The following is a 14,449-nucleotide window of genomic DNA, read 5'->3' on the forward strand; positions in this document are numbered from 1 at the left end:
CGTCATTACTTTTTTAACGGTGATTCTCCAACGATGGTCAAACCCATACTGCGTGCAGTTCCGGCGATCATGCTCATTGCAGATTCGATAGTAAAAGCATTGAGATCCTGCATTTTATCCTCGGCAATAGCACGAATTTGATCCCAAGTTACTTTACCTACTTTTTTGCGGTTTGGCTCAGCACTACCACTTTTAATCTTAGCCGCTTCCATCAGTTGAATGGCAGCGGGAGGGGTCTTTACGATAAAGTCAAATGACTTATCTGCGTACACTGTAATAAGCACGGGCAATATTTTACCCATTTTATCTTGCGTACGCGCATTGAATTGCTTGCAGAACTCCATAATGTTCACGCCCTTCGAACCTAGTGCAGGTCCGATAGGGGGGGCAGGGTTTGCTTGTCCACCCTTAGCCTGGAGTTTGATTATTGCGGTTACTTCTTTAGCCATTTTGTTTTGTTTTTGCCAACAGGTGCCAAACTGGAAGCGGATTTGGCACGCAGTTAAATGTATATTGAGCTCACATCAATATCTGATCAGGATTCCCTCTCTACTTGCATGTAGCTAAGCTCTAGAGGTGTTTTGCGACCGAAAATTTTTACCATTACCTCAAGCTTTCTCTTTTCTTCGTGGATTTTCTCAATCACCCCGTTGAAACCGGTAAAAGGACCATCAATTACCTTTACAGTTTCACCTACTACAAAAGGCACTTGTGTAACTTCCAAACTTTCGGTCAATTCATCTACTTTTCCGAGCATTCGATTGACTTCGGCAGGGCGCAAGGGTACGGGGTCTCCGCCTTTCGTTTCGCCAAGGAAACCAATCACTCCCGGAATATTTTTAATTATATGAATCATTTCACCTTCGAGGTTGGCCTCGATGATGATGTAACCTGGAAAATAGTTGCGTTCTTTAGTTATTTTTTTTCCGTTTCTTACCTGAATTACTTTTTCAGTGGGAATAAGGACCTTGCCAAGTTGGTGAGAAAGGTTATTGCGAAGAACTTCATTTTCGATGTAGCTCTTCACTTTATTTTCTTGGCCGCTTATAGCCCTTATTACATACCACTTTTTATTGTCAGTCATTTTTCTGAGTAGAACATGTTTAAAACAGAGAGTATATCGTCTCTAAAACAAGTGTTATTACCTTGTCCATTAAGAATATGATCAGTGAAATGATCACCGAAGCCAATGCTACTAGAGCCGTTGTTTTTTGCATTTCAGTGAGTGTAGGCCAGGTGGTTTTTTGAACCAGTTCTATATACGACTCTCTGAAAGCATTTTTTATAGAGTTAACAATTTGCATTGGTTTAGCACCTAATTTGAGCACGGGTGGAGAGATTCGAACTCCCATCAACGGTTTTGGAGACCGCTATTCTACCCTTGAACTACACCCGTATGTGGTAAAAGGTGTTTCGAGTTTAATTCCCGAAACACCTTTAGAATATTGAAAAATTATTAATTATTCAAGAATTTCAGTTACCTGACCAGCACCTACTGTGCGACCACCTTCGCGGATAGCGAAACGGAGACCCTTGCTGATAGCTACAGGCGTGATCAGATTTACGGTGATGGTGAGGTTATCACCTGGCATTACCATGTCAACGCCTTCAGGAAGGATGATCTCACCAGTTACGTCAGTAGTACGGAGGTAGAACTGTGGACGATACTTGTTGTGGAATGGAGTGTGGCGACCACCTTCTTCCTTCTTCAGGATATACACCTCAGCCTTGAATTTCTTGTGTGGAGTCTGAGAACCTGGCTTGCAGATCACCATACCACGACGAATTTGAGACTTTTCAATACCGCGAAGCAAGAGACCTACGTTGTCACCAGCTTCACCTCTGTCGAGGATCTTTCGGAACATCTCCACACCTGTAACGGTAGAAGTGAGCTTTTCATCACCAAATCCAATAATTTCTACAGGATCACCTGTGTTAATGATACCTGTCTCGATACGACCAGTAGCCACAGTACCACGACCTGTAATGGTGAACACGTCTTCGATCGGCATCAGGAAAGGCTTATCCTTATCTCTTACAGGCTCTTCGATCCAGGTATCAACAGCATCCATCAGCTTCAAAACTGTATCCACCCACTTGGGCTCACCGTTGAGAGCACCGAGAGCAGAACCTCTGATCACAGGAGTGTTGTCGCCATCGTATTCGTAGAATGAGAGAAGCTCACGAACCTCCATTTCTACAAGCTCGAGCAGCTCTTCGTCATCTACCATGTCCACCTTGTTGAGGAACACTACAATTCTGGGTACGCCTACCTGACGAGCGAGAAGAATGTGCTCACGAGTTTGGGGCATCGGACCATCGGTAGCAGCTACAACGAGGATAGCTCCATCCATCTGAGCGGCACCGGTAACCATGTTCTTCACATAGTCAGCGTGACCCGGACAGTCAACGTGTGCGTAGTGTCTCTTGTCAGTTTCGTACTCTACGTGTGCAGTGTTAATGGTGATACCTCTTTCTTTTTCTTCAGGTGCATTATCGATAGAGTCGAAGCTGCGAGCCTGAGCAAGACCTCTTTCAGCCAAAACTTTTGTAATAGCGGCAGTCAAAGTAGTCTTACCGTGGTCTACGTGACCTATAGTACCCACGTTTACGTGGGGTTTGGTTCTAATAAATTGCTCTTTTGCCATTTCGGAAGCTCAATTAATGTTGATAAACAAAAAATCAGAGCCGATGGAGGGAATTGAACCCTCGACCTTTTCCTTACCAAGGAAACACTCTACCACTGAGCTACAACGGCTTACCAAAGAGCGGAAGACGGGATTCGAACCCGCGGCCCTCAGCTTGGAAGGCTGATGCTCTACCAACTGAGCTACTTCCGCACACTGGTGGGGAGAGAAGGATTCGAACCTCCGAAGCTTTCGCAACAGATTTACAGTCTGCCCCATTTGACCACTCTGGAATCTCCCCAATCTTTTGAAAAAGAACGTTTTAAAATTAAGAGCCGGCAGAGGGACTCGAACCCCCGACCAGCTGATTACAAATCAGCTGCTCTACCAACTGAGCTATGCCGGCTTAAATTTTGGGATTGCAAATGTAGAGATCTTTTTTGTTCTGCAAAATGTTTTTCAAAAATCTTATTGGCATTTTGAAATGGCCGTCTTACCTTTACATTACTAAATTAAAAAATTGAAAATCAATTCTTTGAAAAGTTCTTTTTGAGTAATTCATCAAACACAGTTCACAACACCGATTAGTGCTTCACAGAAATTAGACAACTTTTAACACTTATCATCAAAAAAAAGGAAGGCATATAAATCTATTCGTTTTCTTTGTTGCACAATTTCAAACAACCATGAAAAAAATTCTGATTACCGGAGGTGCCGGATTCATTGGCTCACACGTGGTGAGGCGTTTTGTAACGAGATATCCTGAATATCACATATACAATCTCGACGCCCTAACTTATGCCGGAAACCTTGAAAATCTGAGAGACATAGAAAACGCTCCTAACTATACCTTTTTAAAAGAGGACATTACTGAGGGTGAGCGCATGATGCATCTCATTAGTGAGATAAAACCCGACGGAGTGATTCATTTAGCTGCTGAATCGCATGTTGATCGCTCTATAAACGATCCTCTCGCTTTTGTTAAAACCAATGTTATCGGCACTGTTAACCTTTTAAATGCCTGCAGAGAGACTTGGAAAGGCAGTTACGACAAGACACTTTTTTACCATATTTCTACCGACGAGGTGTATGGTACGCTGGGCGAAACCGGGCTATTTACAGAAACTACCCCTTATGCACCTAACTCTCCATACTCGGCATCAAAAGCAGCATCTGACCATTTCGTACGTGCCTATGGTGAAACGTACGGAATGAGCTATATAATTACCAACTGTTCAAACAACTATGGCCCATACCAATTTCCAGAGAAATTAATTCCGCTCTTTATCAACAATATTATACACCAAAAACCACTGCCAGTGTACGGCGATGGACTTTATACTCGTGACTGGCTGTATGTAGTTGATCACGCTATAGCTATTGATTTAGTTTTCCACAAGGGAAAAAGTCACGAAACCTACAACATCGGTGGCTTCAACGAATGGAAAAACATTGATCTGGTTAGATTGCTCTGCCGGCTAATGGATAAAAAACTCGGAAGAGAAGAAGGTAGCTCTGAAAAACTCATCACCTTTGTAAAAGATAGGCCGGGTCACGATCGAAGGTATGCCATAGATGCCTCCAAAATAAATCGCGAGCTGGGCTGGAAACCATCTGTTACATTTGAACAAGGGCTTTCCGAAACCATCGATTGGTATCTTAATAATACAGAATGGCTCACTCATGTAACCTCCGGTGCTTACCAACACTATTACGAGCAGATGTACAAAAACAGATAAGATAAGTTTACAATAAAATTCAGCCTCCGGTCTTGGCACTTTACACCATCCTGGGGGCTGATTTATTTAATTTACCTCGTATTTCCATTCCAAGTTTATTGGCCAGCAGCAACACTCCAAACATTTCTGATTGGGGAAATTTACCCTCTTTAATTATGGTAAATATCAAATCCTGAAGTTCGTTGAGTTGTGGAGTTATACCTATAGATTTTAAGCTGTTTATCAAATCAATAGACAATTCGACGACGAGGTGGATGTTTTGATTTTTGCGATATTCTTCTACAAGGGTATTAATTTTCAAAGTAGCAGCATAGTTGAGCCTTTCTGTTGGGATTCGGAATTTCCATTTCAGAATTATTTGCTCTATTTCGTGGATCTTGTCGATATCGGGCAAAGTAGGTGATGCAAGCTCGTCATAAAGATTCTGTATAACTAAGGTCTTTAAGTTGGTTATCAAAATTTCGGGGATTGTCAGACCTTCTTTGTGCATCAAATTGAGCAGCAGGAAGGTGCGCTCATTGATGCGCTCGTAAAAATCAAGGGCATTTTTAACCTGAATATCCAGTACGCGATCGAGTAATTTTTTCTGTTCGTCTTTGAAAAGGTCAAAGAAAGAGAAGGTGCGTGAAGCAAAGTTGTCTTTAATAAGCTCAAGTACCTGGGTCAGATTTCCGGCATCAAAGTATTCTCTGAATTTTTTGACAAGCGAAGCGTATTCATCATAGCTAAGGCTATCAGCGGTATTGCCAATGAGGTGATGATTGCCAAGATACAGAATTACAAAGCTGAAGCGCTTTTGACTCTGGGTCACCTTTGAGCGCACCTTCGTTTGACCAATTACGAGCAACTGGCCGCCTGCCTTTATACGGGTAAGTTCTTCAGAGGTGCATTCATAATTGAGCACTGTGAGGTTGCGAGCATCTTCTTCGAAGAGGGTACTTACTGCATAGTGCATACCAACTTGAGTAAGCGACAGGCGCTTGGGCACTACCATAGTGCGATATATGTCGGCCCCAGTACCCAGTGAAGGAATATTGGACTGAGCCTGGCTCAAAATTTCCAGAAAACGCGGATAAAGGTCCACTTGCGCTACATCCTCGGCCAGCTGCATGGCGCGCTCAGCATATTGTAATATTTGAATGGTTTCAATTCCAGAAATTTCGTTGAAAAACCAACCGCAGGAAGTGTACATATATAGGGCCATGCGCTGCATTTCGAGTGCGCGGATGATGGTAATGATTTCTTCCTCTTTGAGGTCTTTACCAATATAATGTTCAATGAACCGTAGTGTTTTTGTGCGGCTCCTCTGCTGAAAGATGTGGATGTATTTGTTTCGAAGATCCCATGGATTCGGATGGTATTTTTTTAGTTTTGATTCAAAAATATTTGCGAGTTCATCTCTCAAATAATCAAGGGCTTCGCGCAAAGGCTTACGCCACTTCTGATTCCAATGGGGCTCACCACCTGTCTTACAACCGCAGTCTGATCTCCACCGCTCTACCCCATGTGCACACGACCAGGAGGAGTTTTCATGAATCTGAACCTCGTATTGAGGTGGGAATTTTCTCAGATAGTAGCCATAGTTGGCTATTTTTATATCAGGTTGTTTTTTTAGGTAATGAATGCAGTAGGCCAGTGCCATGTCGCCATTGCGGTGGTGATGACCATAGCTTTCACCGTCAGTTGCAATATGTACCAATTGCGCCTCACTTGGGTCGGAGTCGAAGGCGCTCATCAACTGGTGTGCGAAAAATTTTCCGTCGTTTAAATATCCTTTGAAGGCGACGCCTTGCGATAATTCGGCATGATAAAAAAAGATAGCAATCGACTTGCCCGACGGCAAGTTGCAAACGTAAGCTCTGCGGCTGTCGATACCAGGAATCCAGTCGTTTGTTCCAATTCGCCGAAAACGAGCGGCCTGATATGGCGACAGGATGGTGAATTTTATTTTGTTTTCGGCCAGGATTTCAAGCGTTTCGGTATCAACGGCGGTTTCGGCAAGCCACATACCTTCCGGATTTCTACCGAAGCGCTTTTCAAAGTCCTCTATTCCCCAAATGATTTGTGTCTCTTTGTCACGGCGATTGGCCAGTGGCATAATGATGTGGTTATACACCTGTGCAATGGCCGACCCGTGTCCCTCGAACTGAACGATCGACTGCATATCGGCATCTATAATTCGCTGATATACATCGGGCTGGTGAATTTCGAGCCAGCTGAGCAAGGTAGGACCGAAGTTGAAGGAAATATCTATGTAGTTGTTTACGATATCAGCGATTTTTCCTGCATCGTTCAGGATGCGACTCACACTGTTTGGTCGATAGCATTCTTGGGTGATGCGTTCGTTCCAATCGTGATAGGGATGTGCAGATTCCTGAATCTCGATCTCTTCGAGCCAAGCATTCTCCCGGGGTGGCTGGTAAAAGTGACCATGTACGCAGATGTACTTTTTGCATTCGGCCATGTGTCAAGGGGAATTAATATTTTAAGTGTTTGATTTTGCAAATACTACAACTGCCAGTGGAGGTAAATCAACGGCTATACTGTGTTCGCGGCCATGCCATGGAGTGGTATCTGACTTTACTTTGTAGCCATTTTTTAGCATTCCGCTGCCGCCATATTTGGCATCATCGGTGTTTAGTATTAATTTCCAATATCCATAGGAGGGAACTCCAATTCGGTAATCTTTACGTGGTACAGGGGTGAAGTTAGCAATGATTACCAGGTCGTTGTTAGGATTGCCTGATTTGCGCACATACGAAAGCACACTTTGCTTCCAGTCGTTGGCTTCAATCCACTCAAAACCTTCGGGGCTGTACTGTTTTTTATAGAGTGCCTCTTGATTTTTATAAAGGTGATTTAAATCAATAATGAGTTGCTGAATGCCTTGACTGAAGGAAAGGTTAGCAAGCTGATCCCACCGCACCGAGCCATCGTGATTCCATTCGCTCGATTGACCAAATTCGCTGCCCATAAACATCAGTTTGCTCCCAGGATGGGTGTACATATAGCCGTACAAAGCTCTTAGGTTGGCAAATTTTTGCCAAAGGTCACCCGGCATACGACTTAGTAAAGATCCTTTGCCGTGAACAACCTCATCGTGCGAAAAGGGAAGCACAAAATTCTCGCTGAACGCATATACCAGGCTGAAGGTAATTTGATTGTGGTGATACCTGCGAAAGAGAGGATCGATGCTGAAGTATTTCAATGAATCATGCATCCAACCCATCATCCACTTCATTCCAAAGCCAAGGCCTCCATCATACACAGGCCTTGACACTTTTGGAAAAGAGGTAGATTCTTCGGCAATCATTTGGATGTCAGGATGTTCCTTATATATATACTCATTGAGTTCTTTCATAAAAGAGATAGCTTCCAGGTTTTCCTTTCCACCGTACTGATTAGGAACCCATTCGCCAGGCTTTCTGGAGTAATCCAGGTAAAGCATGGAGGCCACAGCATCTACTCTCAGTGCATCGGCATGAAAGTGCTCAATCCAAAACATGGCATTTGAAAAGAGGAAAGAACGCACTTCATACCTTCCGTAATTAAAAATATAGCTATTCCAGTCGGGGTGATATCCCTTTCGGGGGTCTTCGTGCTCGTAGAGCGATGTACCATCAAATTTATGTAGACCATGTGCATCGCCAGGAAAGTGAGAGGGCACCCAGTCGAGAATTACTGCTATGTCAGCTTGATGAAAAGCATCGATCAGCTCCATAAACTCAGCAGGCGTACCGTATCGTGAAGAGGGAGCGAAATATCCGGTGATTTGATAACCCCATGATCCGAAAAAAGGATGTTCCATGACGGGCATAAACTCCACGTGCGTATAACCCATTTTCTTTACATAAGGCACCAATTTTTCGATTAATTGCTTATAGCTCAGAGAGGTGCCGTCAGGGTTTCGCATCCAACTGCCCAAGTGCACTTCATAAATGCTCATGGGGCTATCATGGCAATTACGCAGACTTAAATTGGCTTTCCATTTTTTATCCTTCCAATGGTATTTATCCTTCCAAATAATGCTGGCAGTCTTGGGAGGTGTTTCGCACATTCGGCCGTAGGGATCTGCCTTCTCAAGATGGTAGCCCCAGGGCGAAACAATCATGTATTTGTAGCGATGCCCTTCCAAAGCCCCGGGCACAAAGCCTTCCCAGATTCCTGAACCATCCCAACGCGGGTAGAGTGGATGGGCTTCTTTATTCCAAAAATTAAAGTCACCTATTACAGAGACATATTTCGCATTCGGTGCCCACACTGAAAAATACGTTCCTTCAACTCCGTCTATCTCCATGGGATGAGCTCCCATTTTTTCGTACATTTTGAAGTGGTGACCCGAGCTGAAAAGAGAAATATCAAAATCCGTATAAAGAGAATGTGGGACTGTACTCATACCATTGTAAGGAATGAAATGATTTCAATGCTGCTAAATAAATTCAAAGATTTCACATAAATATGTGGTTTGGTCAGGAATGATCTAAATTAATTTTCCATACCTTTGCCATGATTAAGTAAAAAGGCCGATGACGATAAACGAGCACATTATCAATCTGCTCTATTCTTACGACTGTGTAATTATACCTGGTTTCGGTGGTTTTGTTGCCAGATACTTTCCCGCCGAAATACAGGAGGGCACATATATGTTTCGGCCACCTTCGAAGCGCATTTCTTTCAATGCCCGATTGAAAGAAAACGATGGCTTAGTAGCACACTACATCAGTCAGAAAGAAGGAATTTCGTACCAGGAAGCCCTTCAGATGCTCGAAATAACAGTTCGCTCTTGGAATAGAATACTGGAAAGTGGCAACAAAATACATCTTGAGGGCATAGGTAAGATTTACACCGATTCAGAAGGCAATTTGCAATTTACCCCGGCCCTTGAGGCTAATTTTTTGACTTCATCATATGGACTCGCCATGTTTCGCTCACCGGCAATTACAACGGAATCATTGATTGCACAATCCATTCGCCGGCAAGCAGAAGCTGAAGGCAAAGTACTCGAGAGCAGAAATGCTGGTTATTTTCTTTCAAATGTCTTCAATACGGTAAAAGTAGCATCTGTAGTGGTTGTGGTAGGATCCATCTTTTACTTAGCCATTGAAAACACTCAGATGTTTAAAAGGTCAAAAACCGATAGTTTTTCATACATAGGTTTCACAGTCAATGATTCCATTGCACCTACTTCTGAGGATCTTAAAGATAATTTTAATATATCTGAGTCAGAGTCAACAGAATTCAATGAGCCTGCGCGACAGATTGAAACAAAATCACAGGAACAAAAAATCGAGAATTTTTCCTCGGTTGAAATTCTCCCGCTGAAGGAAGTACGATCAGCTGAAAACTCAAGCTACAATGGCACCAGCACCGCCGAAAAAGTCAGTGAAGTGCGAGAAATTGTTAAAATTTCCGTAGGTGCCTTCGGCGTAGAAGCAAATGCTCAAAACAGACTCAGAGAACTTGCTAATCATAATATAAATGGTTTCATAGAACCCACTGGCAAGCTCTATCGCGTGGTGGTAGCTTGTGAAAAGAAAGAGGCTGATGTAATGCTTCAAAAGATCAAAGAAATGGTAGCACAAGATGCCTTTGTTTTAAAATAACACATTTTTTTACTCTTTTTCGCTACAAGGATTTTACAAGCGCCTTTTGAAAGAACAGTCCAGAGTTTCCAATCATTTTTTTGTGACTACCGGTCCCGACCGATTAAGATCTGCAAGCGTAGTTTTGTTTCAGAATTTTAATAATTCCAAATTATGATAAAGGGTTTTTTTAAGCTTCCGGACGTAAAAAATGAACCGGTAAAACAATATGGCCCAGGAAGTGCTGAACGCGCTGAACTTCAGGCCAAATACGACGAACTGTGGAACAGCATTCGCGACATACCGATGTATATAAATGGGCAGGAGGTGCGCACGGGCAGGACTGAGCGCGTATTGCCTCCACACGATCACCAGCACAACGTAGGCCACTATCATATGGGCAATGCCAGCCATGTGCATGCTGCCATCGATGCTGCCCTTAAGGCGCGTAGTAAGTGGGCAGCCATGAGCTGGGAGCAGCGAGCCTCTATCTTTCTGAAAGCGGCTGATTTGCTGGCTGGTCCCTATCGGGCTGAGGTGAATGCTGCCACGATGATTGCCCAGAGCAAAACTGCCTTTCAGACCGAAATCGATGCGGCCTGTGAGCTGATCGACTTCCTTCGGTTTAACGTAAAGTATATGGCCGAGATCTATGCTGAGCAGCCCAATTCAATGCCTGGTGTATGGAACCGCATGGAATACAGACCTCTGGAGGGTTTTGTCTTCGCTGTTACTCCGTTCAACTTTACCGCCATCAGTGGAAACCTGCCTGCCTCCGCAGCTCTGATGGGCAATGTAGTAGTGTGGAAGCCCTCGCTTTATCAAGTGTACTCTGCGCACGTTGTAATGAAAGTGTTTATCGAAGCCGGATTACCCGCTGGAGTGATTAATATGATTATGACCGACCCGGCTGAAACAGCCAAAATAGTGCTGAGCCATCCGGACTTTGCTGGAATTCACTTCACGGGTTCAACTGCCGTTTTCAAAAGCATCTGGAAAACTATCGGAGAAAATATCCATCGCTACAAGTCATATCCTCGCATCGTAGGTGAAACAGGAGGTAAAGACTACGTATGGATGCATGCCTCAGCCAATGTGCGTGAAACAGTAGTCGCCCTTGTGCGAGGTGCCTTCGAACTGCAGGGTCAGAAATGCTCGGCGGCCTCACGTGCGTACATTCCGCGCAGCCGATGGAACGAAGTGAATGCCGAACTGGGCCGGATGCTCTCCGAAATCAAGATGGGTTCGCCTCGCGACTTTTCAAACTTTGTAACGGCAGTGATTCACGAGGGAGCTTTTGACAAAATTGTCTCCTACATCGAATATGCCCGCCACGACAAAGACAGCGAAATCATCTATGGCGGTAAGTACGATAAATCCGTTGGCTATTTCATTGAGCCAACGGTGATACTCACCAAAAATCCGAAGATGAAGACCATGGTAGAAGAAATCTTCGGCCCTGTGCTTACAATTTATGTATATGAAGACAAAGAATGGGAAGCGTCTCTTGACCTGGTGAACGAAACTAGTGAATACGCTCTGACGGGCGCCATTTTTGCTAAAGATAGATATGTGATAGAAGTGGCCACTAACAAACTGGTAGACAGTGCGGGTAATTTTTATATAAACGACAAGCCAACAGGGGCGGTGGTAGATCAACAACCCTTCGGTGGAGCTCGCGGCAGCGGCACTAACGATAAAGCTGGTTCTAAGCTGAACCTACTCCGATGGGTGAGTGCCCGCTCCATTAAAGAAACAATGGTACCACCTACGGATTACACTTATCCCTTTATGAAATAAGTATTTAGGGTATTGCAAGTCTTTGCTTTGCTGCAATACGTCTCTCGCAGGCATCGCCTCCACTCGTGAGGTGGCTGGAGTAGACCGGCAAAGCCTCTGGTGTGGAGCGACACTCAGGCAGCAAGGCATAACTGATGAAAACTATTAGTTTTATCAGTACTTTAAACTCCATTAGGTTAGACAGTTCCGGACGAAGTCGGCTATTGCCGCCTTGTCCGGAGCTTGCTTAAAAAAAAAAAAAAATGACTATCAAAGATCGATTTGTAGGCTACATACACCAGCTACAAGACCGCATTTGTAAATCGCTGGAAGAAGTCGATGGAAAGGAGCATTTCGTAGAAGACCGCTGGGAGCGACCCGGAGGCGGAGGAGGAATCACGCGGATCATACAGGGTGGACAAGTCTTTGAAAAAGGCGGTGTAAATACGTCAGTGGTTCACGGTGTTCTTCCGGAGGTGATGATGCAAAGGCTTGGTGTTCAGCACAATCGGTTCTTTGCGTGCGGCATCTCGTTGGTCATTCATCCGATTAATCCTTTTGTTCCTACGGTGCATGCGAATTACCGCTACTTCGAGCTGTACGACGAAGCGGGAGCAGTGGTCGATTGCTGGTTTGGCGGAGGGGCTGACCTAACGCCTTATTATATCTTTGAGGAAGACGGCAGACACTTTCATACTGTCCTTAAAGAGGCTTGTGATAAGCATTCGCCTGAGTATTATCCGAGATTTAAGGCAGAATGCGATCGGTACTTTTACATTGATCACCGAAAAGAAAACCGGGGAATAGGTGGAATTTTTTTCGACTATCTGAGGCCTGATGTCAATCAAACGGCCGAACACTGGCTTAGCTTTGTGATGGATGCAGGCGATGCATTCTTACCGGCTTATGTGCCAATAGTTGAGCGCAGAAAAGAGTTGCCTTACGGAGAGCGGAACATACATTGGCAAGGGATACGTCGTGGCAGGTATGTTGAATTTAACTTGGTGTACGACCGTGGGACACTCTTTGGTCTGAAAACCGACGGCAGGATTGAGTCTATCCTAATGAGCCTGCCTGCCACTGCTCGTTGGGAATACAATCATAAACCTGTACCCGGCAGCGATGAAGCCAAATTACTCAAGGCATTAGAGCATCGGGATTGGATAAATACATTTAAAATAGATGAATATTAATTAGTTCTTTTCTCAGCTATTACGGTAATACCACCCACGGTTTTATCGCCGATTTTAATGCTTGGCACAGTGCCAGGGGGCAAGAAGATGTCGAGTCGGCTGCCGAATTTGATGAATCCGCTTTCATCTCCCTGGCGAGCTGATGCGCCTTCTTTCGCATACATAACAATGCGTCGAGCTACATACCCCGCAATCTGACGATAGAGCACAGGGCCCCAAACAGGGCTGTTTATCACAACAGACGTCCGTTCATTAAGAGTACTCGACTTTGGATGCCACGCCACGAGGTATTGACCCTGGTGATGACGGGCATATTCGATGCGTCCACTTACAGGATAACGATTTACATGCACATTCAGGGGAGACATAAAGATGGAAATCTGAAGTCGTTTGCCTTTGAAATATTCAGGTTCTTCGACTTCATCTATAATGACAACCTTTCCATCGGCCGGGGCTATGATCTTGTTTTCATCGCGAACAATGTCGCGACGGGGATTTCTAAAGAATTGCAGCACAAGGCCGTACACAATCAGAGAAGCAATGATGAAAATGTTGCGAATCCAGACGACATCTGTAATCAAATGAATCAGTGCATTAAACACAAAGAGCACAACAAGAGTAACAAATACAATGGTGTAGCCTTCGCGATGAATTTTTATCATAGATTGAGCAATAAAGGATAGACAAAGTAAAATGCGGGAGCAGCAAAGAGAAAACTATCGATGCGATCGAGAATGCCGCCATGACCGGGGATAAATGAGCCACTGTCTTTGATACCTGCTTTGCGCTTGAGCTTTGACTCAAAAAGATCACCCAGAAAAGCAAAAAGTGCCAATACAAACGCAAGTATATATCCGGAAATAGCTTGGGAGAAAGGCAGTATTTCAGAACGACTGAAAAAAAATGTGAGAGTGGCTGCACCTGCTATTCCACCTGCTAATCCCTCCCACGTCTTTCCAGGTGAGATGGATGGGGCAATGACGTGTCGGCCAAACAACTTGCCAAAGACGTAAGAAAAAGTATCAAAGGTCCACATGAAAATAAAGATCAACAAAATTGGAGAAATAGCCAACTGTTGATCTGATATATCGATCTCTACTGCCAACACAAAAGGCATTATGATGTATGCAAAAGGCAAAAGGCTTTTATATCCCCTTTTTTTGTAAAATAGTAAAACTGTTACCAAAAATGCACCCAGAATCCAAAGCCACCTCCATTCGAAAAAAGCAACAATCAGATCGGCAATTTTATTTGAAGTGAGCCATACGGTGTAAAAATTAAAAAAGGGATTTTCAAAGAAAAATGTATTGACTAAAACCGTAGAAAACCATGGGAGAAAGGCAATCCAGAAGCACAATAGCCAAAGTTGAATGACATTTTTTTTTAGAAAGAGAATTTTACCTAATTCTACCATGGCCAAAGAGCCAAAAAGTGCGAAAAGGATAGGTGAAAAGTTGTAGTAAACGAATAGTAGTATCAGAAATACATAAAGAAGTCCAAAAATGCTGCGCTGAATGAGTTCTTTCATT

The 14,449-nt window shown here is 43.9% G+C and carries 12 protein-coding genes and 5 tRNA genes; 4 read left to right on the forward strand and 13 right to left on the reverse strand.

What is annotated here, in order from left to right; translation table 11 throughout:
• Positions 1-5: 5 nt before the first annotated feature.
• The 9 genes from rplK to ACK4EX_RS06280 all read right to left on the reverse strand — a co-directional run bounded on the left by rplK (position 6) and on the right by ACK4EX_RS06280 (position 3,033).
• Positions 6-449, reverse strand: a complete 444-nt coding sequence (gene rplK / locus ACK4EX_RS06240) for a 50S ribosomal protein L11 (RefSeq protein ID WP_124397171.1) — start codon at positions 447-449, stop codon at positions 6-8.
• An 86-nt stretch (positions 450-535) separates the two neighbouring features.
• Positions 536-1,084 carry a transcription termination/antitermination protein NusG gene (gene nusG, locus ACK4EX_RS06245; protein ID WP_409770857.1) on the reverse strand — a complete coding sequence of 183 codons (549 nt, stop codon included), beginning with the start codon at positions 1,082-1,084 and terminating at the stop codon, positions 536-538.
• Positions 1,085-1,103: 19 nt separating this feature from the next.
• Complete coding sequence (secE, locus tag ACK4EX_RS06250) at positions 1,104-1,352, reverse strand: preprotein translocase subunit SecE (RefSeq protein ID WP_409770859.1); 249 nt, start codon at positions 1,350-1,352, stop codon at positions 1,104-1,106.
• Positions 1,326-1,396: transfer RNA gene (locus ACK4EX_RS06255), tRNA-Trp, on the reverse strand. The genes secE and ACK4EX_RS06255 overlap by 27 nt, the downstream gene beginning before the upstream one ends.
• A gap of 64 nt (positions 1,397-1,460) precedes the next feature.
• On the reverse strand, positions 1,461-2,648 hold the full coding sequence (gene tuf / locus ACK4EX_RS06260; protein WP_409770861.1) for an elongation factor Tu: 1,188 nt from the start codon (positions 2,646-2,648) through the stop codon (positions 1,461-1,463).
• Between the two features lie 38 nt (positions 2,649-2,686).
• Positions 2,687-2,758: transfer RNA gene (locus tag ACK4EX_RS06265), tRNA-Thr, on the reverse strand.
• Positions 2,759-2,767: 9 nt separating this feature from the next.
• Positions 2,768-2,840 (reverse strand) — tRNA-Gly (locus ACK4EX_RS06270).
• Positions 2,841-2,844: 4 nt separating this feature from the next.
• Positions 2,845-2,928 (reverse strand) — tRNA-Tyr (locus ACK4EX_RS06275).
• A gap of 32 nt (positions 2,929-2,960) precedes the next feature.
• A tRNA-Thr gene (locus ACK4EX_RS06280) sits at positions 2,961-3,033 on the reverse strand.
• 280 nt (positions 3,034-3,313) lie between these two features.
• Between ACK4EX_RS06280 and rfbB the strand changes: the two genes are divergently transcribed.
• Positions 3,314-4,366, forward strand: a complete 1,053-nt coding sequence (gene rfbB, locus ACK4EX_RS06285; RefSeq protein ID WP_409770863.1) for a dTDP-glucose 4,6-dehydratase — start codon at positions 3,314-3,316, stop codon at positions 4,364-4,366.
• A 40-nt stretch (positions 4,367-4,406) separates the two neighbouring features.
• Here the strand turns inward: rfbB and ACK4EX_RS06290 are convergent, their stop codons facing one another.
• A complete protein-coding gene (locus tag ACK4EX_RS06290; RefSeq protein WP_409770865.1) occupies positions 4,407-6,830 on the reverse strand; it encodes a DUF3536 domain-containing protein in 2,424 nt (807 codons plus the stop codon).
• Positions 6,831-6,851: 21 nt separating this feature from the next.
• Positions 6,852-8,762, reverse strand: coding sequence for a 1,4-alpha-glucan branching protein GlgB (gene glgB / locus ACK4EX_RS06295; RefSeq protein WP_409770866.1), 1,911 nt, complete (start codon positions 8,760-8,762; stop codon positions 6,852-6,854).
• A gap of 130 nt (positions 8,763-8,892) precedes the next feature.
• Here glgB and ACK4EX_RS06300 point away from each other — a divergent pair, with 130 nt between their 5' ends.
• The 3 genes from ACK4EX_RS06300 to hemF all read left to right on the forward strand — a co-directional run bounded on the left by ACK4EX_RS06300 (position 8,893) and on the right by hemF (position 12,920).
• Positions 8,893-9,969 carry an SPOR domain-containing protein gene (locus tag ACK4EX_RS06300; RefSeq protein WP_409770868.1) on the forward strand — a complete coding sequence of 359 codons (1,077 nt, stop codon included), beginning with the start codon at positions 8,893-8,895 and terminating at the stop codon, positions 9,967-9,969.
• Between the two features lie 153 nt (positions 9,970-10,122).
• The gene (gene pruA / locus ACK4EX_RS06305; protein ID WP_409770870.1) at positions 10,123-11,748 is read left to right on the forward strand and encodes an L-glutamate gamma-semialdehyde dehydrogenase; all 1,626 of its coding nucleotides are present in this window, start codon (positions 10,123-10,125) and stop codon (positions 11,746-11,748) included.
• A gap of 248 nt (positions 11,749-11,996) precedes the next feature.
• Positions 11,997-12,920, forward strand: a complete 924-nt coding sequence (hemF, locus tag ACK4EX_RS06310) for an oxygen-dependent coproporphyrinogen oxidase (protein ID WP_409770940.1) — start codon at positions 11,997-11,999, stop codon at positions 12,918-12,920.
• Here the strand turns inward: hemF and ACK4EX_RS06315 are convergent.
• Positions 12,917-13,582 carry a phosphatidylserine decarboxylase family protein gene (locus ACK4EX_RS06315; RefSeq protein ID WP_409770872.1) on the reverse strand — a complete coding sequence of 222 codons (666 nt, stop codon included), beginning with the start codon at positions 13,580-13,582 and terminating at the stop codon, positions 12,917-12,919. The two genes, hemF and ACK4EX_RS06315, sit on opposite strands and share 4 nt — an antisense overlap.
• Positions 13,579-14,448 (reverse strand): phosphatidate cytidylyltransferase, encoded by an 870-nt coding sequence (locus tag ACK4EX_RS06320; RefSeq protein ID WP_409770875.1) that lies wholly within the window; start codon positions 14,446-14,448, stop codon positions 13,579-13,581. The genes ACK4EX_RS06315 and ACK4EX_RS06320 overlap by 4 nt, the downstream gene beginning before the upstream one ends.
• Position 14,449: the final 1 nt, after the last annotated feature.

The sequence above is a fragment of the Thermaurantimonas sp. genome (assembly GCF_046299575.1).
Taxonomy (GTDB): domain Bacteria; phylum Bacteroidota; class Bacteroidia; order Flavobacteriales; family Schleiferiaceae; genus Thermaurantimonas.